This window comes from Pseudomonas sp. G3-19 (assembly GCF_054855875.1).
The window spans coordinates 3,850,663-3,870,285 of sequence record NZ_JBMPIQ010000003.1; the positions used below are offsets into that span (position 1 = coordinate 3,850,663).

General features: G+C 61.7%; 17 protein-coding genes. 4 read left to right on the forward strand and 13 right to left on the reverse strand.

Annotated features, from left to right (window positions below; translation table 11 throughout):
- Positions 1–42 precede the first annotated feature (42 nt).
- The 4 genes from ACOYXI_RS17735 to ACOYXI_RS17750 all read right to left on the reverse strand — a co-directional run bounded on the left by ACOYXI_RS17735 (position 43) and on the right by ACOYXI_RS17750 (position 6,280).
- A complete protein-coding gene (locus ACOYXI_RS17735; RefSeq protein ID WP_461675113.1) occupies positions 43–1,767 on the reverse strand; it encodes a putative 2-aminoethylphosphonate ABC transporter permease subunit in 1,725 nt (574 codons plus the stop codon).
- Entirely contained in the window at positions 1,767–2,843 is a 1,077-nt protein-coding gene (locus ACOYXI_RS17740) for a putative 2-aminoethylphosphonate ABC transporter ATP-binding protein (protein ID WP_003229183.1), read from the reverse strand. The genes ACOYXI_RS17735 and ACOYXI_RS17740 overlap by 1 nt, the downstream gene beginning before the upstream one ends.
- Positions 2,844–3,084: 241 nt before the next feature.
- On the reverse strand, positions 3,085–3,948 hold the full coding sequence (locus ACOYXI_RS17745; RefSeq protein WP_041072184.1) for a LysR family transcriptional regulator: 864 nt from the start codon (positions 3,946–3,948) through the stop codon (positions 3,085–3,087).
- A gap of 16 nt (positions 3,949–3,964) precedes the next feature.
- A complete protein-coding gene (locus ACOYXI_RS17750; RefSeq protein ID WP_461675114.1) occupies positions 3,965–6,280 on the reverse strand; it encodes a heavy metal translocating P-type ATPase in 2,316 nt (771 codons plus the stop codon).
- An 84-nt stretch (positions 6,281–6,364) separates the two neighbouring features.
- On the opposite strand from ACOYXI_RS17750, the gene cadR reads away from it, so the two are divergent.
- Positions 6,365–6,814 carry a Cd(II)/Pb(II)-responsive transcriptional regulator gene (gene cadR, locus ACOYXI_RS17755; RefSeq protein ID WP_098966121.1) on the forward strand — a complete coding sequence of 150 codons (450 nt, stop codon included), beginning with the start codon at positions 6,365–6,367 and terminating at the stop codon, positions 6,812–6,814.
- A gap of 126 nt (positions 6,815–6,940) precedes the next feature.
- Here cadR and ACOYXI_RS17760 read toward each other — a convergent pair whose 3' ends face one another.
- The 3 genes from ACOYXI_RS17760 to ACOYXI_RS17770 form a co-directional block, all read right to left on the reverse strand.
- Positions 6,941–7,912, reverse strand: a complete 972-nt coding sequence (locus ACOYXI_RS17760; RefSeq protein WP_003229191.1) for a thymidylate synthase — start codon at positions 7,910–7,912, stop codon at positions 6,941–6,943.
- 50 nt (positions 7,913–7,962) lie between these two features.
- Positions 7,963–8,778, reverse strand: coding sequence for a prolipoprotein diacylglyceryl transferase (gene lgt / locus ACOYXI_RS17765; RefSeq protein WP_007965581.1), 816 nt, complete (start codon positions 8,776–8,778; stop codon positions 7,963–7,965).
- Positions 8,779–8,871: 93 nt separating this feature from the next.
- Entirely contained in the window at positions 8,872–9,654 is a 783-nt protein-coding gene (locus ACOYXI_RS17770) for a sulfite exporter TauE/SafE family protein (RefSeq protein WP_461675115.1), read from the reverse strand.
- Between the two features lie 130 nt (positions 9,655–9,784).
- Between ACOYXI_RS17770 and ACOYXI_RS17775 the strand changes: the two genes are divergently transcribed.
- Positions 9,785–10,531 (forward strand): NRDE family protein, encoded by a 747-nt coding sequence (locus ACOYXI_RS17775; RefSeq protein ID WP_461675116.1) that lies wholly within the window; start codon positions 9,785–9,787, stop codon positions 10,529–10,531.
- Positions 10,532–10,647: 116 nt separating this feature from the next.
- Here the strand turns inward: ACOYXI_RS17775 and ptsP are convergent, their stop codons facing one another.
- Both ptsP and ACOYXI_RS17785 read right to left on the reverse strand, forming a co-directional pair.
- Positions 10,648–12,927 (reverse strand): phosphoenolpyruvate--protein phosphotransferase, encoded by a 2,280-nt coding sequence (gene ptsP / locus ACOYXI_RS17780; protein ID WP_047596633.1) that lies wholly within the window; start codon positions 12,925–12,927, stop codon positions 10,648–10,650.
- Between the two features lie 22 nt (positions 12,928–12,949).
- Positions 12,950–13,429, reverse strand: coding sequence for an RNA pyrophosphohydrolase (locus tag ACOYXI_RS17785; RefSeq protein ID WP_003229203.1), 480 nt, complete (start codon positions 13,427–13,429; stop codon positions 12,950–12,952).
- 143 nt (positions 13,430–13,572) lie between these two features.
- Here ACOYXI_RS17785 and ACOYXI_RS17790 point away from each other — a divergent pair, with 143 nt between their 5' ends.
- Positions 13,573–14,229 (forward strand): histidinol-phosphatase, encoded by a 657-nt coding sequence (locus ACOYXI_RS17790; RefSeq protein WP_461675117.1) that lies wholly within the window; start codon positions 13,573–13,575, stop codon positions 14,227–14,229.
- 104 nt (positions 14,230–14,333) lie between these two features.
- On the opposite strand, the gene ACOYXI_RS17795 is transcribed toward ACOYXI_RS17790, so the two are convergent.
- Together ACOYXI_RS17795 and ilvA are read right to left on the reverse strand one after the other, a co-directional pair.
- Complete coding sequence (locus tag ACOYXI_RS17795; protein ID WP_282413662.1) at positions 14,334–14,759, reverse strand: DUF2269 domain-containing protein; 426 nt, start codon at positions 14,757–14,759, stop codon at positions 14,334–14,336.
- 39 nt (positions 14,760–14,798) lie between these two features.
- A complete protein-coding gene (ilvA, locus tag ACOYXI_RS17800) occupies positions 14,799–16,313 on the reverse strand; it encodes a threonine ammonia-lyase, biosynthetic (protein WP_027610533.1) in 1,515 nt (504 codons plus the stop codon).
- A gap of 316 nt (positions 16,314–16,629) precedes the next feature.
- Here ilvA and rpiA point away from each other — a divergent pair, with 316 nt between their 5' ends.
- Complete coding sequence (gene rpiA / locus ACOYXI_RS17805) at positions 16,630–17,304, forward strand: ribose-5-phosphate isomerase RpiA (protein ID WP_007913886.1); 675 nt, start codon at positions 16,630–16,632, stop codon at positions 17,302–17,304.
- Positions 17,305–17,453: 149 nt separating this feature from the next.
- On the opposite strand, the gene ACOYXI_RS17810 is transcribed toward rpiA, so the two are convergent.
- Both ACOYXI_RS17810 and ACOYXI_RS17815 read right to left on the reverse strand, forming a co-directional pair.
- Complete coding sequence (locus tag ACOYXI_RS17810) at positions 17,454–18,371, reverse strand: SdiA-regulated domain-containing protein (protein WP_461675118.1); 918 nt, start codon at positions 18,369–18,371, stop codon at positions 17,454–17,456.
- A gap of 102 nt (positions 18,372–18,473) precedes the next feature.
- Entirely contained in the window at positions 18,474–19,397 is a 924-nt protein-coding gene (locus ACOYXI_RS17815) for an SdiA-regulated domain-containing protein (RefSeq protein WP_210556398.1), read from the reverse strand.
- Positions 19,398–19,623 lie beyond the last annotated feature (226 nt).

A 19,623-nucleotide genomic window follows, 5' to 3' on the forward strand; every position in this document is an offset into this window, starting at 1 on the left:
TTTTCCTGTCGGTGAGTTGAGGCTGTAGGGATAAGTCGTCAATCAGTGACCGGGCGCGGTTTGCCGCCAGGCCTGGGAACGGCGCAGCAAGCCGCGCGAAGCCCACGCCAGCAGCAAGGACACGCCTGCCGAGGTGAACAGAATCAGGGTCGACATCGCCGCCGCGCCGCCGACGTTGCCGGCGTCATCCATGTTCAGCACCGCCACCGCCGCGAGGATGGTGTCGGGGCTGTAGAGGAAGATCGCCGCCGACACCGTGGTCATCGCCGAGACGAACAGGTAGGGCACGATGTCCAGCAGCGCCGGCAGGCAGATCGGCACGGTGACGCGCAGGTAGTGGCGGTACAGCGGGGCCTTGAGCGACAGCGCGGCGGCCTCGAACTCGGCGTCGAGCTGGCGCAGCGCGGTGGTCGCGGTCATTTGCGCGGTGGTCAAATAGTGCGCAATGGTGCAGACGATCAGCAGGGTCATCGTGCCGTACAGCACGTGCAGCGGGTTACCGCTGAGGTTGAAGAAGAAGACGTAACCCAGGCCGAGCACCAGCCCCGGCACCGCCATTGGCACGAAACTGAGCATGCGCAGGGTCAGGTTGAGGCCGCGTTGGCTGCGGGTTTTCTCCATCAGGTAAGCGCCGGTGAAAATCAGCACGCTGCCGATCAGTGCCGTGCCCAGCGCCATCTTCAAGCTGTTGCCGTAAGCCAGCCAGCCACCGCCGGCGGTCTCGTTGAACTGATAGTGATTGAGCGACAGCGACAGGTTGTACGGCCAGAACTTCACCAGCGACGAAAACACTGCCATGCCGAACACCAGCAGCAGCGCCGCGCTGATCAACAAAACAATCGCCAGATAGCAGCCATCACGCAATTTCGACGGCGCCGGTTTGAACACCTGGGCGCGGCCGCTCATGGAATCACCGTGACGCCGACGCAACCAGGCATCGACGCCGAAGCTGAACAGCGCCGGCAGCAACAGCACCATGCCGATCAACGCCCCGCGTCCGAATTGTTGCTGACCGACCACGGCTTTGTAGGCTTCCAGCGCCAGCACTTGATAGTCGCCGCCGACCACCACCGGCACACCGAAATCGGTGATGGTCAGGGTGAACACCAAGCAGAACGCGGCGAACACTGCCTGCCGGGTCGCCGGCCAGGTGATGCTGCGAAAGGCTTTCGCCGGACTGGCGCCCATGCTCGACGCCGCATCGAACAGCCGCGCATCGGCCAGCGACAGCGCCGACAGCAGAATCATCAGCGCATGGGGAAAGGTGTAGATCACCTCACCCAGCACAATGCCCCAGAAACCGTAGATATTGTCCGAGAGCAGCCAGCGCAACATGCCCTGGTTGCCGAACAGATAGACCAATGCGATACCCGGCAGCATCGACGGCGCCATCAATGGCAGCAGGGAAATCCCGCGCCAGATGCCCTTGGCTGGAATCAATGTACGTTGCAGGGCGTAGGCAAACAGGTAGGCCAGCGGTACGACGATGGCCGCGACGCTGAGGGAAACTTTCAGGCTGTTGCCGAGCAGCCAGTGGAAATTCGCGCTGCTCACCAGCTCCTTGGCGGCGAGCCAGCCACCGCCCTGCCCGGCCTCGCTGCTGAAGCCGCGCCAGAAGATCGCCAGCAACGGCAGCAGCACAGCGACACCGAGTAGCAATAGCAGCAGGAGTTTGCCGCCGAGGACGAAGATCCGGTCACCGACCTCGGCCCCGGACACTCGCCGCGCCTGCTTGTGCGGTAGCGGCAGTGCGATGTTCGCGCTCATCAGGCAAACACCTGCAGGCTGCGCGGTGGCAAGGCGACCATGATCTGCTGGGCGCCAAGGCGTGGCATGGCTTCCGGCGCCAGTTCAGCAAGCAACGCGTGGCCCGGCAATTGGTCGAGTTCGAAGCTCATGCGGCAGCGATTACCGAGAAAGGTGATCTCACGGACTTTCGCCGGAAACAGGTTTTCTTCGTGCACCAACGGATTGACGCTGATTGCTTCCGGACGGCAGAACAGTCGGCCCGAGGCGCCGCTGACGCTACCATCGGCCAGACGCACATCCATCCCGCCCACCCGGGCGTGACTGGCGCTGCTGCGCTGGAACGGCAGCCAGTTGCCCTGCCCGACGAACTCGGCCACGAATGGCGTGGCCGGGCGGTTGTAGATTTCCTGCGGGGTAGCGTATTGCTCGACGCGGCCGTTGTTCATCACGGCGATGCGGTCGGCCATCAGCATGGCTTCGTCCTGATTGTGGGTGACCATCAGGGTGGTGATGCCGAGGTTGCGCTGCAGTTGGCGCAGTTCGGTGCACAGATGCTCGCGCACTCGTGCGTCCAGCGCCGACATCGGTTCATCGAGCAACAGCAGCGACGGCGCCGGGGCCAGGGCGCGAGCCAGGGCAACCCGCTGTTGCTGGCCGCCGGACAACTGGCCCGGGTACTTTTTCTCACTGCCGGTGAGGCCGACCAGTTCCAGCATCTGCCCGACGCGACGGCGTACTTCGTCGCGACCGCTGCCGGCGAGGCCGTAGGCAATGTTCGCTTCGACGGTCAGATTGGGGAACAGCGCGTAGGACTGGAACAGAATGCCGTAATCCCGGGCCTGCGGCGCAAGGTGCGAAACATCGCGGTCACCGAGGTACAACTCGCCGCTGTCCTGCTTTTCCAGCCCGGCGATGCAGCGCAGCAGCGTGGTCTTGCCGCAACCCGACGGGCCGAGCAGGCACACCAGCTCACCGGCCGCGACATCGAGGGAGACGTTATCCAGTGCGGTGAACGCGCCGAAGCGCTTCTGCACGCCGCGCACTTTCATCGGCGCACCGGGGTTGGTCAGGGCAGTTGCGATTGCAGGATTCATGGACAGACCTCATCAAGCTGATGGGGCCAATCCTAGAGTTGTAATGCGTCCGTCATGTGGCAGTGAGGCAAAAACGGCTGATAGTGGTATTCGGGGATTTTGGTTCAGGTTTCAAGTCATGGGTTGCCTGGTCTGACGCCTTCGCGAGCAAGCCCGCTCCCACATTGGATTTGTGTTGTGAACACTATCCCCTGTGGGAGCGGGCTTGCTCGCGAAGAGGCCGGCATGGGCAATGAAGAAATCAGGCCGGAGACATTTCCTGAGCCAACCCGAGAAACGCCGCCGGCAACCGCGCACCCTTGCGCTCCTTGAGGCAATACAGATACTCAGGAATCTGCGGCGCATTCTCGATGGTCAGCACCCGCAATTGCGGATCGTGCGGGACTTCCTGGCGGGCAATGATGCTGATGCCGATATTGCGCAGCACCGCCTCGCGGATCGACTCGCGGCTGCCAATTTCCAGCAGCGGGCCAAAACTGACCCCGGCGCTTTCCAGCAACTCCTCGGTCAGGCGCCGGGTGGTCGAACCGGACTCGCGCATCAGCAAGGTATGCCCGGCCAGCGCACTCAACGCCACATGCTCCTGCGCCGCCAGCGGATGATTGCGATGCACCGCCAGCACCAGTGGATCGCTGCCCAATACCCGGCGAATCAACCGCGCGTCCTCAAGCAACTGCGACGACGCGGCGACATCGACCCGGTAATCCTCCAGCGCTTCGAGCACCTGCTGCGAGTTGCCGATTTCCACCGACACTTCCACCTGCGGCAAGCGCTCGCGGAAGGTTTTCACCAGATCGAGGATGTAATACGGCGCGGTGGCAGCGATGCGCAGCGTGCCCTGCACCTGACCGCTGTTGCGCAGGAAGAACTCGATATCGGCCTCCTGCTGCAACAGCGCCTTGACCATCGGCAGCAGCCGCGCGCCTTCGTCACTGACACTCAGGCGCCGACCGCCACGGTAGAACAGCTCCACCGAGTACTGACTTTCCAGATTACGGATCTGCGTGGTCACGGTGGGTTGGCTGAGGCCGAGCTTCTTCGCCGCCAGCGTAATGCTGCCCAGGCGGGCGACCATATAAAACGCTTTCAGCTCGGCACTCAGCACAACCATCCCTCATCGTTTATTTACGCAGCAGGCGCAAACCGTTGAACACCACCAGCAGGCTCACACCCATGTCGGCGAACACCGCCATCCACATGGTGGCGAGCCCGGCGAAGGTTACCCCAAGAAAGATAGCCTTGATCACCAGTGCCAAGGCGATGTTCTGTTTCAAGATGCTTGCGGTGTCGCGCGACAGGCTGATGAACGCCGGGATCTTGCGCAGATCATCGTCCATCAGGGCGACATCGGCGGTTTCAATCGCGGTGTCGGTGCCGGCGGCCGCCATGGCGAAACCGATTTCGGCCCGCGCCAGCGCCGGAGCGTCGTTGATACCGTCGCCGACCATGCCGACACGATGCCCCTGTGCATAAAGCTCTTCGATAGCCTGCAGCTTGTCGGTCGGCAGCAAGTCGCCCTTGGCCTGATCGATGCCGACCTGCGCCGCGATGGCCTGCGCGGTGTGCACGTTGTCACCGGTGAGCATCAGGGTTTTTACCCCGAGGGCGTGCAACTGGCGGATCGCTTCGCGGCTGGATTCCTTGACCGTGTCGGCCACGGCGAACAGCGCCAGCGGGCCGGAACTGTCGAGCAGCAACACCACGGACTTGCCCTGTTTCTCCAGCGCAAACAGCTTCTCTTCCAGTTGCGGCGAGCACAGGCCCAGCTCTTCAACCAGACGGTGGTTGCCCAAGTGATAGGTCTGGCCGTTGACCTGGCCCTTCACACCACGCCCGGCCAGCGCTTCGAAGTTATCCACAGTCAGCACGGCGAGGTTTTTATCCACAGCCGCATTGGCGATGGCCAGCGACACCGGGTGATCGGAGCGCCCGGCCAGTGCGGCGGCGATTGCCGGAGCGCTGGCGTCGGCGGTCGGGTCGAGCGACAGGTAATCGGTCTGCACCGGTTTGCCGTGGGTGATCGTGCCGGTCTTATCCAGCGCCAGATAGTCGAGCTTGAAGCCGCCCTCCAGGTACACGCCACCCTTGACCAGAATGCCTTTGCGCGCCGCTGCCGCGAGGCCGCTGACGATGGTCACCGGGGTGGAAATCACCAGTGCACAAGGGCAGGCAACCACCAGCAACACCAGCGCACGGTAGATCCAGTCAAACCATGCTGCACCCATAAACAGTGGCGGAATGATCGCCACGGCCAGCGCCAGCACGAACACCACCGGGGTGTAGATTTTCGAGAATTGATCGACGAAGCGCTGAGTCGGTGCCCGTGCGCCCTGAGCCTGCTCGACGGCGTGGATGATCCGCGCCAGGGTCGAGTTGTTCGCCGCCGCAGTCACCGAGTATTCCAGCGAACCGGCCTGGTTGATGGTGCCGGCGAAGACTTTGTCGCCCACGGTTTTCTCCACCGGCAGGCTTTCACCGGTGATCGGCGCCTGATCGATGGTCGAACTGCCGCTGACGACCTCGCCGTCCAGCGCAATGCGCTCGCCGGGTTTTACCCGCACGCGGGCGCCGAGTTCGACGCTTTTGACCTCTTGTTCGACCCAGTTGCCGTCGGCTTGCTGCACCGTGGCCTGTTCCGGGGTCATCTGCATCAGGCCGCTGATGGCATTGCGCGCACGATCCAGCGAGCGCGCCTCGATCAGCTCGGCCACGGTGAACAGGAACATCACCATCGCCGCTTCCGGCCACTGCCCGATCAGCACCGCACCGGTCACCGCGATGCTCATCAGCGCGTTGATGTTGAGGTTGCGGTTCTTCAGGGCGATCCAGCCCTTTTTATAGGTGGTCAGGCCGCCGCTGAGGATCGACACCAGCGCAATGATCGCCACCACCCAGGTCGGCGCGGCGTTGGTGAAGTGGATCACTTCAGCCGCCAGCGCACCAACGCCAGACAGCGCCAGTGGCCACCAGTGTTTTTTCACCGGCGCCGGGGCCGGGGTTTCGATGCCCGCCTCCAGTGGTTCGGCGTGCATGCCCAGAGACGTGATCGCATCGGTGATCGGCGCGGTGTCCGGCAGATTGTGGGTCACGCCGAGCACGCGGTTGATCAGGTTGAATTCTAGTTGCTGCACACCGGCCAGTTTGCCGAGTTTGTTCTGGATCAGCGTCTGCTCGGTCGGGCAGTCCATCGCTTCGATGCGGAAACTGCTCAGGCGGGCGTCAGCGCTGGTCTTTTCGCTCAGTTGCACCAATGCAGGCGCGGCGACTGTCGACGAGCAGCAAGAATCTTCGTGCGAATGAACCGGTGCCGGTGCTGCGGCTTTCGACGCGCAGCAGGAATCGCCGCCATGTTCGTGCTTATGCACAGGCTGCAATTTATGGCTGTGGCTATGATCGTGCCCGTCGCCGGGCTTGTGGGTGTGCTGGGAATCGCTCATTGGTCGCGTCCATGAAGGTGCCTGTTGCCAAGTAAAGACCCTGTAGCCACTATAGGGTCAAGCACCCTTTTGGAGATTGCCGTCATGAAGATCGGAGAACTGGCCAAACTCACCGACTGCGCCGTGGAAACCATCCGCTATTACGAGCGCGAAAACCTGCTGCCGGAGCCGGCGCGCAGCGACGGTAACTACCGCGTTTACACCCACGCCCACGCCGAACGCCTGACCTTCATCCGCAACTGCCGCACCCTCGACATGACCCTCGAAGAAATCCGCAGCCTGCTGACCTTGCGCGACAGCCCGCAGGACCAGTGCGAAAACGTCAATGCGCTGATCGACGAGCATATCCAGCATGTAAAGGCGCGGATTGACGGGTTGCTGGCGTTGCAGACACAACTGCTCGACCTGCGCCAACGCTGTGGCGAAGGGCCGGGGGCGGATCAGTGCGGGATTTTGCAGCGGCTGGAGGTGAGTGGCGGGGTTGTGGCGACGGAAGTCGAACACTCCCATGTAGGCCGTAGCCACGGCCACTGAGACTTACACAGAACCGAATGTGGGAGCGGGCTTGCTCGCGAAGACGGAGTGTCAGTCGACATCATCGTTAACTGATACACCGCATTCGCGAGCAAGCCCGCTCCCACCAGGTATTGCGTGAAGTTTTTAGACCGCCATTGGCGCGGTCATTGGCGCATGGTGCTCATAGCCTTCCAGCGAGAAATCGCTCGGCTCGACCAGCTCCAGCCACTCCGGCTGGTACACACCGGTCTTGGCAAACTCCGGCACGCGGTCGGAGATTTTCAGTTTCGGCATGGCGAACGGCTCGCGTTTGAGCTGTTCGTTGAGCATGTCCAGGTGGTTCTCGTAGACATGCGCATCACCGATGAAATAGGTGAACCAGCGCGGCGTGTAGCCGGTCAGGCGCCCGATCAGGCTTAGCAGGGCGGCGCCCTCGGTGAGGTTGAACGGCGTGCCCAGGCCCAGGTCGTTGGAGCGGATGTACAGGGTCAGGGAGATCTCTTTGGTCTCGACGTTCGGGTGGAACTGGTACAACAGATGGCACGGCGGCAGGGCCATTTCATCGAGCTGGGCGCAGTTCCAGCCGTGGAACAGGATACGGCGGCTGCCCGGGTCCTTGATGATCGTGTCGACACACTGGCGCACCTGATCGATGGCTTTGTACAGCACCACATAAGCCTGGCCGTCTTCTTCGCCCTGGGCGATCTGCTTGTAGCCGTTGCTCAGGGTCTGTTCGATGGCGGCAGTGTTGCTCAGCGGGATCTGCTTGTACGCCGGCCATTTGCGCCATTGCACGCCGTAGATTTCGCCGAGGTCGTCTTCGCCCTGACGGAACGGGTTGGCCAGCCATTGCGCATTTTCGTTGGCGTTCTGATCCCAGACCTTGCAGCCCAGCGCACGGAATTCCGCGGCGTTGTTCACGCCGCGCAGAAAACCGCACATCTCGCCGATGGCCGATTTGAAGGCCATCTTGCGGGTGGTGATCGCCGGAAAGCCTTCCTGCAGATCGAAACGCAGCATCGCACCCGGGAAACTGATGGTGTTGATGCCGGTGCGGTTGGCCTGTTTGGTGCCGTTCTGGATGACGTGCGAGACCAGTTCGAGATATTGCTTCATGAGTTACCTGTGTCCTTTGAGCCCCGGCGTCGCGCGCCGGGGTTCGTAGTTTAAGCGGTCGGCGCGAGCGGCGCTGCCGGCGCACGACGATAGGCCAGCCAGATCAGGAACAGACCGCCGACGATCATCGGTACGCACAGCACCTGACCCATGGTCAGCCAGTTCCAGGCCAGGTAGCCCAGTTGCGCGTCCGGAACGCGGACGAACTCGACAATAAAACGGAAAATTCCGTAAAAAAGCGCGAACATGCCGGATACGGCCATGGTCGGACGCGGTTTACGCGAGAACAACCACAGGATCAGGAACAGCGCCACGCCTTCGAGCGCGAACTGATACAGCTGCGACGGGTGACGCGGCAGCTGCGCCGGATCGCTGAACGGCGGGAAGATCATCGCCCACGGCACGTCGGTCGGCTTGCCCCACAGCTCGGCGTTGATGAAGTTGCCGATACGCCCGGCACCCAGACCGATCGGCACCATCGGCGCAACAAAGTCCATCAGTTGGAAGAAGGTCTTGCCATTACGCTTGCCGAACCACAGCGCGGCGAGCATCACCCCGATGAATCCGCCATGGAACGACATGCCGCCCTTCCACACTTCGAAAATCAGCGTCGGGTTGGCGATGTAGGCGCTCAGATCATAGAACAGCACGTAACCCAGACGTCCACCGACAATCACCCCCATCGACAGCCAGAACACCAGATCGGAGAGCTTCTCCTTGGTCCAGGTCGGGTCGAAACGGTTGAGCCGGCTCGACGCCAGCAGCCATGCGCCGCCGATGCCGACGAGGTACATCAGGCCGTACCAGTGGATTTTCAGCGGACCGATGGCCAGGGCCACCGGGTCGATCTGCGGGTAAGGCAGCATTGCGACTCCTCGTTAGAGTTGAAACCAAAATTCCCGGGCGACGCTGCCACCTCAGGATTAAGCCAGGATTGCGGCCCGTTCTGACCGAGCGGATCAGAGCAGGAAATTCAGGCCCACGCAGAACAGCAAAGCGGCGAACAGCCGTTTCAGCAAGCGCGGCGACAATCTGTGTGCCAGGCGCGCGCCGAGACGGGCGAACACCATGCTGGTCAGGGCAATGCCCAGCAGCGCCGGCAAATAAACAAAACCGAGACTATGCGGCGGCAACAGCGGATCATGCCAGCCCAGAATCATGAAACTTAACGCACTCGCCACAGCAATCGGCAAGCCACAGGCCGACGACGTTGCCACCGCCTGCTGCATCGGCACGCTGCGCCAGGTCAGGAACGGCACGGTCAGCGAACCGCCGCCGATCCCGAAAATCGCCGAGGCCCAGCCGATCACACTGCCGGCCACGGTCAGACCGAGTTTGCCCGGCACCGTTCGACTGGCCTTGGGTTTGACCTCCAGCGCCAGTTGCACGGCAATCACCAAGGCGAACACGCCGATGATCTTCTGCAGGTTCGGCCCGGAAATCGCCTCGGCCGTCAGCGCCCCAAAACCGGCGCCGAGCAGTATGCCAACCGCCATCCACATGAAGATCGGCCAGCGCACCGCACCACGCCGATGGTGTTCACGCACGGCATTGACCGAAGTGAAAATGATGGTCGCCAGCGATGTCCCTACCGCCAGATGCGTGAGGATCGACTGATCGAATCCCTGCAAGGTAAAACTGAACACCAGCACCGGGACAATAATGATCCCGCCGCCCACCCCGAACAGCCCGGCCAGCACGCCCGCACAGGCGCCCAACGCCAGATAGAGCAGAAATTCCATGACCGTCTCCCAGACGCATCCCCAAAACCGGAGCGGCATGGTAACGGATGCATGCCCTTTGGCTCCACTGACGATGGATGCACGGACGCCGACTGCGTAGAGTGAGCAGAAAACACACAAGGACCACCTTATGTGCCTGATCGTTTTCGCCTGGCACCCGGGCCATGCCCAGCCGCTGATCGTCGCGGCCAACCGTGACGAGTTCTACGCCCGCCCGAGCCTGCCGCTGGCGCCATGGGCCGACGCGCCGCAAGTGCATGCCGGCCGCGATCTTGAGGCGGGCGGCACCTGGTTGGGGATTGGTGCCAACGGACGTTTCGCCGCACTGACCAATATCCGCGACCCGCACCAGCCGCCGGCGCGCAAGTCACGAGGGGAACTGGTGGCGCGGTTTCTCACGGGCGATGCGTCGATTGATGATTACTTAAGCGATGTGGTCGCGCGCTCGCCGGAGTACGCCGGGTTCAACCTGCTGCTGGGTAATGCCCATGAGCTGTGGCACTTCAATGCGCGGACGTCGGAACCGGTGATGCTCGAACCGGGCGTCTACGGGCTATCGAATGCCGGGCTGGATACGCCGTGGCCGAAGTTGCTCAAGGCCAAGGTGGCCCTGAGCGCGGTCTTGGATGATCCGCAGCCTGCGCGACTGCTGGGGTTACTGAGCGATGCGCAGACCGCGCCGTTTAACGAATTGCCGGACACCGGGGTCGGGCTGGCCACTGAATCACTGCTGTCGAGTGTGTTTATTGCCAGTCAAAGTTACGGGACACGGGCGAGTACGGCGTTGATCGTGCAGGCGGACGGCACGCGGCGGATGGTCGAGCGCAGTTTCGGGCCGTATGGCGGGCATTTGGGCGAGGTGGAGATTGCTGTTTAGCAGCGTTTGAACTGACGCCTTCGCGAGCAAGCCCGCTCCCACATTCGACCACATTCCAAAGGTAGAACTCGGTCAAATGTGGGAGCGGGCTTGCTCGCGAAGAGGCCCTCAAGGTTTTAGAGGGCCTTGTTGACCGCCGGCGGATTCATCTTCGACAACCCGAGATTCTTCAGCGCCAGTTGCAGCGAGCTGTGGATCACTTGCGGGTTATCGATCTTCATCAGCTCCGCCAGCAGATCCTTGGCCTTGCTCAGGTTGATCTGACGCAGCATCCACTTCACTTTCGGCAGGTTGGTGGCGTTCATCGACAGGCTGTCGAAGCCCATCGCCATCAACAGCACCGCCGCTGCCGGATCACCGGCCATTTCGCCGCAGATGCTCACCGGTTTGCCTTCGGCATGTGCGTCGCGCACCACGGTTTGCAGGGCTTGCAGCACCGCCGGGTGCAGGTAGTCGTAGAGGTCGGCCACTCGCGGGTTGTTGCGGTCGACCGCCAGCAGGTACTGGGTCAGGTCGTTGGAGCCGACCGACAGGAAGTCCACCTGCCGCGCCAGCTCCTTGGTCTGGTACACCGCAGCCGGAATTTCAATCATCACCCCGATCGGCGGCATCGGCACGTCGGTGCCTTCGTCGCGCACTTCGCCCCAGGCCCGGTGGATCAGGTGCAGGGCTTCTTCGAGTTCGTGGGTGCCGGAGATCATCGGCAGCAGGATCCGCAGGTTGTTCAGGCCTTCGCTGGCCTTGAGCATCGCGCGGGTCTGCACCAGGAAGATTTCCGGGTGATCGAGGGTCACGCGAATCCCGCGCCAGCCGAGGAACGGGTTGTCTTCCTTGATCGGGAAGTACGACAGCGACTTGTCACCGCCGATGTCGAGGCTGCGCATGGTCACCGGTTGCGGATGGAACGCGGCGAGCTGCTCGCGGTAGATCGCCAGCTGTTCCTTTTCACTCGGAAAGCGCTGATTGATCATGAACGGCACTTCGGTGCGGTACAGGCCGACACCTTCGGCGCCGCGCTTCTGCGCCCGCGCCACATCGGCCAGCAGCCCGGTGTTGACCCACAACGGCATGCGATGGCCATCGAGGGTCACGCATGGCAGATCACGCAGGGTGTCGAGGCCCAGCGCCAGTTGTTTCTCTTCTTCGACCACCTCGGCGAACTGCTTGCGCAGCACATCGCTGGGGTTGGTGTAGACCTCGCCGCGGGTGCCATCGACGATCACTTCGATGCCGTCAACCTTGGCGTACGGCAGGTCAACCAGACCCATCACCGTCGGAATGCCCATGGCCCGGGCCAGGATCGCGACGTGGGAGTTACCCGAACCGAGGACCGACACCAGACCGACCAGCGTGCCTTCCGGCACCTCGCCGAGCATCGCCGGCGTCAGCTCTTCGCTGACCAGAATGGTTTTTTCCGGGTAGACCAGGTTCTGCTGACGCTCTTCCTGCAAGTAGGCCAGCAGGCGGCGGCCGAGGTCTTTGACGTCCGACGCACGCTCGCGCAGGTAGGCGTCGTCCATCAGTTCGAAACGGTTGACGTGCTCAGTGACCACCTGACGCAGTGCGCCCTGGGCCCACTGGCCGGTCTTGATCACGGTGGTGATTTCGCTGCCCAGCGAAGCATCGTCAAGCATCATCAGGTAGACGTCGAACAGCGCACGCTCTTCCGGGCGCAGCTGGGTCGCGAGCTTGGCGGACAACGCGCGCATGTCGGCGCGCACGCCTTCGATGGCGGTCTTGAACAGCGCCAGCTCGGCGTCGATGTCGGTGATGGTTTTATCTGGCACAACGTCCAGATCCGCCGGCGGCAGCATGACCACCGCCGTACCGACCGCCGCACCCGGCGAACCCGGTACGCCGACGAACTTGGCTTCCTGAATGCCCTTGCCCTGACGGCCCAGACCACGGATCGACCCGGTGGCCTCGGCGTGGGCGATTACGCCGGCGAGCTGCGCGCTCATGGTCACGAGGAAGGCTTCTTCACCTTCATCGAACTGGCGGCGTTCTTTCTGCTGGATGACCAACACGCCGACGACGCGGCGGTGGTGAATGATCGGCGCCCCGAGGAAGGAGGCGTAGCGCTCCTCGCCGGTCTCGGCGAAGTAGCGGTAGCGCGGGTGATCCGCGGCGTTTTCGAGGTTCAGGGGTTCTTCACGCGTGCCGACCAGACCCACCAGACCTTCGTTGGGTGCCATGCTGACTTTGCCGATCGAGCGCTTGTTCAAGCCCTCGGTGGCCATCAGGACGAAGCGGTTGGTCTCGGGATCAAGCAGGTAGACCGAGCAGACCTGGCTGCCCATGGCCTCTTTGACGCGCAACACAATAATCCCCAACGCCGCCTTGAGATCCTTGGCGGAGTTAACTTCCTGGACGATCTTGCGCAGCGTATTGAGCATGGCTCGGGGTCGAACTCCGTCGTCAGTCGCGCGCTAAAAGGCGCGGGGCAAGCTCTTTGAGGGCGCGTCGATACACCTCGCGCTTGAATGTCACCACCTGGCCCAACGGATACCAATAACTGACCCAGCGCCAGCCATCGAACTCCGGTTTACCGGTCAAATCCATCCGCACCCGCTGCTCGTTGGAGATCAGGCGCAGGAGAAACCATTTCTGCTTCTGGCCGATGCACAGCGGTTGGCTGTGGGTACGCACCAGACGTTGCGGCAAACGATAGCGCAACCAGCCACGAGTACAGGCCAGTATTTCAACATCTTCACGTTCCAGGCCAACTTCTTCGTTCAGCTCGCGGTACAAGGCGTCCTCCGGCGTCTCCTCGGGGTTGATTCCCCCTTGTGGAAACTGCCAGGCATCTTGATTGATACGGCGAGCCCATAGCACCTGGCCGGCGTCATTCGTCAGAATGATCCCGACATTGGGGCGGAAACCATCGGGGTCGATCACGGCAACAACCTCGCAAACGCATGTCGCCGCATTGTTCCACAAAGCTTGATAAGGCGGCAACGAAGGTTCCTACCTTATGTGCACTCTTGTGAAAAGACCGTATTCTTGTCGCCTTTTTACTGACTTTTCAGCGGGTAACTGCAATGCGCCTGGCTCTATTCGATTTGGACAACACCCTTCTGGGCGGCGACAGCGATCACGCTTGGGGCGACTATCTGTGCGAACGCGGCTTCCTCGACCCGGTTGCATACAAGCAGCGTAACGACGAGTTCTATCAGGATTACCTGGCCGGCCAACTGGATAACGCCGCGTACCTGAACTTCTGCCTGGAAATCCTCGGCCGCACCGAAATGGCCGTGCTTGAACAGTGGCACAACGACTACATGCGCGACTGCATCGAGCCGATCGTGCTGCCCAAGGCGCTGGAACTGCTCAAACAGCACCGCGACGCCGGCGACAAACTGGTGATCATCACCGCCACCAACCGCTTCGTCACCGCCCCGATTGCCGTGCGCCTGGGCGTTGAAACCCTGATCGCCACCGAGTGCGAGATGGTCGATGGCCGCTACACCGGGCGCAGCACCGACATTCCGTGCTTCCGCGAGGGCAAGGTGACGCGCCTGAATCGCTGGCTCGACGAAACCGGGTATTCGCTGGATGACAGCTATTTCTATAGTGATTCGATGAATGATTTGCCGCTGCTGGAGCAGGTGGCGAACCCGGTGGCGGTGGATCCGGATCCGAATCTGCGGGCCGAGGCCGAGAAGCGGGGCTGGCCGGTGATTTCGTTGCGCGGCTGATTACGCCTTCGCGAGCAAGCCCGCTCCCACAGGAGATGGTGTTCACAACACCAATCCATGTGGGAGGGGGCTTGCTCCCGAATGGGGCAACGCGATGTGAAGCCTTAAACAGGCTTGGCGCCCATCAACCCGGCAATGGCGATAAAGCAGACAAAGCTGAATAACGCCAAGGCAAAAGTGAACCTGCCAACCCCGCCCGGCGCCTTGCGCAAGCGATTCAACCGCACCAGCAACCAGAACCACGCCAGCGCCGCCACGGTGTACAGCACGCTGGAAGCCAGCAGCCAGGTCTGCCCCAGCGGCCAGCCGACCAGATGCACCATGCCCCAGCCGGTGAACGGCATGCTCAACAACGCCAGGCCCATCAACAGCCAGATGAACACCCGTGGCCGTTGCAAGGTGCGGCTGCCCGCCGTTGCATCACCTTTGCGTTTTGCCAGAAAAACCCAGACTCCCAACCCGAGCGCACCGGCCAGCAACACTACAGTGGCGACAATGTGCGCGGCTTTCAGGGCAGTTAACGTTTCCATTGTTCGATTTCCTCAGGGCCTGCCCATCAGCGTAGCCGCTCAGCCAAGAAACAACTGATAGGCCGGGTTTTCGCTTTCATCCCAATATGGGTAACCGATTTCTTCCAGCGCCGCCGGCACCAGATGACGCTCGTCATGCGGTACTTGCAGGCCTGCGACGACACGACCATCCGCCGCGCCATGATTGCGGTAGTGGAACATCGAGATGTTCCAGCGCCCGCCGAGCTTGTTGAGGAAGTTGAACAGCGCGCCCGGACGTTCCGGGAATTCGAAGCGGAACACCACTTCGTCGATCACGTGCGCCGCGTGGCCGCCGACCATGTGGCGGATGTGCAACTTGGCCAGTTCGTTATCGGTCAGGTCGAGTACCGGGAAGCCCTGCTCGGTCAGGCTCGCCAGCAGTGCGCTGCGTGGGTCGTTTTCCGGGTGAGTCTGCACGCCGACGAAGATGTGCGCTTCGCTGCCGGTGTTGTAGCGGTAGTTGAATTCGGTGATCTGGCGCTTGCCGATCGCTTCGCAAAACGCCTTGAAGCTGCCGGCCTGCTCCGGGATGGTCACGGCGATGATCGCTTCGCGGCCCTCGCCCAGCTCGGCGCGCTCGGCGACGTGGCGCAGGCGATCGAAGTTGACGTTGGCCCCGGAGTCGATGGCGACGAAGGTCTGGCCACTGACGCCGCGCAACTCGACGTACTTCTTGATCCCGGCCACGCCCAAGGCGCCGGCAGGTTCGGTGATCGAGCGGGTATCGTCGTAAATATCCTTGATGGCCGCGCAGATCTCGTCGGTGCTGACGGTGATCACTTCGTCGACATAGTCTTTGCAGATATCAAATGTGTGCTGGCCGATCTGCGCCACCGCCACGCCGTCGGCGAAGATGCCCACGGTCGGCAGTACCACGCGCTCACCGGCGGCCATGGCCGCTTGCAGGCAGTTGGAGTCGTCCGGCTCGACGCCGATGACCTTGATGTCCGGACGCAGGTATTTCACGTACGCCGCAATACCGGCAATCAGACCGCCACCGCCGACCGGCACGAAAATCGCGTCCAGCGGTTGCGGGTGCTGACGCAGAATTTCCATCGCCACGGTGCCCTGCCCGGCAATGGTGTGTGGATCGTCGTACGGGTGGATGTAGACGTAGCCCTTTTCATCGACCAGTTTCAGCGAGTAGGCCAAGGCTTCCGGGAACGAATCACCGTGCAGCACGACTTTGCCGCCGCGCGAACGCACGCCTTCGACCTTGATCTCGGGAGTGGTCTTGGGCATCACGATGGTCGCTTTCACGCCCAGCACTTTCGCCGCCAGCGCCAGACCCTGCGCATGGTTGCCCGCCGACGCGGTGACCACGCCACGGGCGCGCTCTTCGTCCGTCAGCTGGGTCAACTTGTTGTACGCGCCGCGAATCTTGAACGAGAACACCGGCTGCAAGTCTTCACGCTTGAGCCAGATGTCATTGCCCAGCCGCTCGGAGAGCTGGCGAGCGTTCTGCAGCGGGGTTTCTACGGCAACGTCATAAACGCGCGAGGTGAGGATCTTTTTGACGTACTGTTCGAGCATCGGAAAGCATCACTGGCGATTGGGCGGGGCCCACGAGTCTAACCCGGCTTTTGCCCGTGCGACCACACTGAACAGGGGGTTTTAGCTGGGGCGAACAGTTTGTGATGTAAACCTCATTGTGGTGAGGGGATTTATCCCCGATCGGCGGCGCAGCCGTCGTCAACCTGAGAGCGCAATATTTGGGAGGAGTGCTAGGGAGCGCTTCGCCCTCCATCGGGGATAAATCCCCTCACCACAGGAGTGTTTCCCCCTGCCTTGTCGCGGGGCCTATAATGCCGGCCTTTCCGTTCTCACCTTGCCCGCTTCCGGAGCCCGCATGACCCAGGATCAACTCAAACAGGCAGTGGCTCAGGCCGCCGTCGACTTCATCCTTCCGAAACTCGACGACAAGAGCATCGTCGGGGTCGGCACCGGCTCCACCGCCAACTGCTTCATCGATGCACTGGCCCAGCACAAGGGCGCGTTCGATGGCGCGGTTGCCAGCTCCGAAGCCACTGCCGCACGCCTCAAGGGCCACGGGATTCCGGTGTATGAGCTGAACACGGTCAGCGACCTGGAGTTCTACGTCGACGGCGCCGACGAGAGCGACGCGCACCTGAACCTGATCAAGGGTGGCGGCGCCGCCCTGACTCGCGAAAAGATCGTCGCGGCCGTGGCCAAAACCTTCATCTGCATCGCCGACGCCAGCAAACTGGTGCCGGTGCTGGGCGAATTCCCGCTGCCGGTCGAAGTGATCCCGATGGCTCGCAGCCACGTGGCCCGTCAACTGGTGAAACTGGGCGGCGACCCGGTGTACCGCGAAGGCGTGCTGACCGACAACGGCAACATCATCCTCGACGTGTTCAACCTGCAGATCACCAACCCGGTGGAGCTGGAAGCGCAGATCAACGCGATCGTCGGCGTGGTCACCAATGGCCTGTTCGCGGCGCGTCCGGCGGATCTGTTGCTGCTGGGCACCAGCGAAGGTGTGAAAACCCTGAAGGCTGAGTAAGCCCGGCCGCCCCATTTTTGAGGGTAATTGCGTTACCCCCTGTGGGAGCGGGCTTGCTCGCGAATGCGGTGTGTCAGATACATTAATTTGTCTGATACACCGCATTCGCGAGCAAGCCCGCTCCCACATTTGGTTTTTTGGGGTGTCAGTCAGTTTTGCGCAGGTTTCTTGAAGACGTAAAACAAGTTCGGTTCACTCACCAGATACAACGTCCCGTCGTCATCCATCGCAATGCCCTCGGCCTGCGGTACGCTCTTCTGTAAACCCTGCCGCCCCTTGTTCAGTGACAGTGTGCTCAACGGCCGCCCGTCCACATCCAGCTCCAGAATCAGCCCCGACTCGTCGGACAGCGCCAGCAAATGGCCGCTGCGCTCGTCGTATTGCAGGCTCGACAGATCGCGCACGAACATCCCGGCATCGCGCTTGGGGTTGTTGATCACGTGTACCGCGTAGGACTTTTCCGGATTGAAGTGCGGAAAACCGTGCACCTCATAAATCAGCATGGGGTCACGCTCCTTGGCGACGAACAGACGCTTGCCCACTGAATCGTACGCCAGGCCTTCGAAGCCCTTGTTACCGCTCATGTGCACGCCCAGGGTCATCTGTTCAGCGTCCGCCGCATCGAGGAACGTGGTGCCCTGCTCCAAATGGACTTTGATCAGGCGTTGCTGGCGCTCGTCGGTGATCACATAGGTGTCGGCGCTGATGAACTCCACCGCTTCAGGATCGCCGAAGCCGATCAGCGCGATGCGCCGCAGGATTTTGCCGTCGAGGGACAACTCGACCAACTCGGCATTCTTGTTGGTCACGGTGAACAGGCTTTTGCGCACCGGATCGTAGGTCAGCGCCGAGACATCGTCGTTCAGGCCGTCGATGATCCTGGCCTCGACCTCGACCCGGTATTGATCCAGACCAATGGCCTCGCTGCTCAACGGCTGCCACAAGGTATGCAGATTGAACCAGGCGCGCTCGAACAGGCGCAGGTATTGGCCGATCGCGATCAACACGATCAGGACAACAACCGACAGGATGATAAACAGGGGCTTGGGGCGGGCAAGTCGACGCATTCAGGCAGGCTCGGGATCAAAACAGGCGGATGAAATATCACGCCTGTCTGAACTGAAGCTTAATGGCCACTTGCCTCAGGCCACAAGCCGCCCGCGATGGGCTTACTTCTGCTTTTCGAAGCGATAGAACAGGTTCGGCTCGCTGACCATGTACAGCGTACCGGCGTCGTCCATGGTCACGCCTTCGGCGCGGGGGATGGTGTCCTTCAAACCATTGAAGCCGCCAAGCAGGGTCATGAAGCTGACCTGCTCGCCCTTCTCGTCCAGTTCCAGCAACAGGTGCGAGTCGGCCGACAGCACCAGGGTGTGGCCGGTACGCGGGTCGATGGCCAGCGCCGAGAGGTTGCGGATATCCAGCTCATCATTGGCCAGCTTCTGCTTGTCACCCTTGAGGATCTGGCTGCCGTCGCTTTTCCAGGTGAACAGCGCTGGCGGCCGCTCTTCGCCCAGCAGCAACTGCTGGTTGCGCGGATCCCAGGTGATCGCCTCAAAGGCCTTGTTCTGGTTCTTCGACGGGCCGAGGTCGTATTTCGGGAAGTCGGCGATATTCAGCTCGCGGGTGTTGGCATCTACCTTGACGATGGTCAGCAGGTGTTCGCGCTCATCGACGATCGCCATCAGGCCGTTTTCCATCACGGTCACGCCCTCCGGATTGCTCCAGCCCACCAGCGGCATCTTGCGCAGCACATCACCCTGCAGGGTCAGTTCGACCAGAAACGGATTCTTGCCCATCACCGAAAACAGGGTTTTGGTCTGCGGGTTGTAGGACAGGTCCGAGGCCTCGTCCTTTTCCATGCCCGGCAGCAGTTTGCCGTCGATCACCGCCCGATAATCCGGCAACCAGATGCTTGCCTTCTGCTCAGCCTGAGTCTCGAGTCGCTCGCGCAGCCACAGCAGACCACGGTCGTCCCAATGCATGATATGCGCCACGCCATAAACGACAGCGAGCACCAGCAACAGCCAGACATACCAGCGCAGGGCAAAACGTGAACGACGGGAAGTTTTGAGCTGAGTTTGAGCGGACATCAGGGACGCGTTCCGAATATTCAGGCTATGGGTAATAGCACAAAGAGGCCGGCTCAGACGCCAGAATGAGAGGAATTATCCGGACAGGATGTGAAAAAAACGGCAAATGACGGGATTGTCGTGTGCTGCCAACCTTCTTCAGGACACCACAAAGCGATGTGGGAGCGAGCACTGTGGTGAGGGGATTTATCCCCGATGGGCTGCGAAGCGGCCCCAAAAACTGGGA

Excerpts from the sequence above, each read along its gene's own strand:
- ACOYXI_RS17770 (WP_461675115.1), bottom strand. The coding sequence starts at position 9,654 with ATGGAATTTCTGCTCTATCTGGCGTTGGGCGCCTGTGCGGGCGTGCTG.
- cadR (WP_098966121.1), top strand. The coding sequence starts at position 6,365 with ATGAAGATCGGAGAACTGGCCAAACTCACCGACTGCGCCGTGGAAACC.
- ACOYXI_RS17750 (WP_461675114.1), bottom strand. The coding sequence starts at position 6,280 with ATGAGCGATTCCCAGCACACCCACAAGCCCGGCGACGGGCACGATCAT.
- ACOYXI_RS17795 (WP_282413662.1), bottom strand. The coding sequence starts at position 14,759 with ATGGAAACGTTAACTGCCCTGAAAGCCGCGCACATTGTCGCCACTGTA.
- lgt (WP_007965581.1), bottom strand. The coding sequence starts at position 8,778 with ATGCTGCCTTACCCGCAGATCGACCCGGTGGCCCTGGCCATCGGTCCG.
- ptsP (WP_047596633.1), bottom strand. The coding sequence starts at position 12,927 with ATGCTCAATACGCTGCGCAAGATCGTCCAGGAAGTTAACTCCGCCAAG.
- ACOYXI_RS17740 (WP_003229183.1), bottom strand. The coding sequence starts at position 2,843 with ATGAATCCTGCAATCGCAACTGCCCTGACCAACCCCGGTGCGCCGATG.
- ACOYXI_RS17815 (WP_210556398.1), bottom strand. The coding sequence starts at position 19,397 with ATGTCCGCTCAAACTCAGCTCAAAACTTCCCGTCGTTCACGTTTTGCC.
- ACOYXI_RS17735 (WP_461675113.1), bottom strand. The coding sequence starts at position 1,767 with ATGAGCGCGAACATCGCACTGCCGCTACCGCACAAGCAGGCGCGGCGA.
- ACOYXI_RS17810 (WP_461675118.1), bottom strand. The coding sequence starts at position 18,371 with ATGCGTCGACTTGCCCGCCCCAAGCCCCTGTTTATCATCCTGTCGGTT.
- ACOYXI_RS17775 (WP_461675116.1), top strand. The coding sequence starts at position 9,785 with ATGTGCCTGATCGTTTTCGCCTGGCACCCGGGCCATGCCCAGCCGCTG.
- ACOYXI_RS17760 (WP_003229191.1), bottom strand. The coding sequence starts at position 7,912 with ATGAAGCAATATCTCGAACTGGTCTCGCACGTCATCCAGAACGGCACC.
- ACOYXI_RS17790 (WP_461675117.1), top strand. The coding sequence starts at position 13,573 with ATGCGCCTGGCTCTATTCGATTTGGACAACACCCTTCTGGGCGGCGAC.
- ilvA (WP_027610533.1), bottom strand. The coding sequence starts at position 16,313 with ATGCTCGAACAGTACGTCAAAAAGATCCTCACCTCGCGCGTTTATGAC.
- rpiA (WP_007913886.1), top strand. The coding sequence starts at position 16,630 with ATGACCCAGGATCAACTCAAACAGGCAGTGGCTCAGGCCGCCGTCGAC.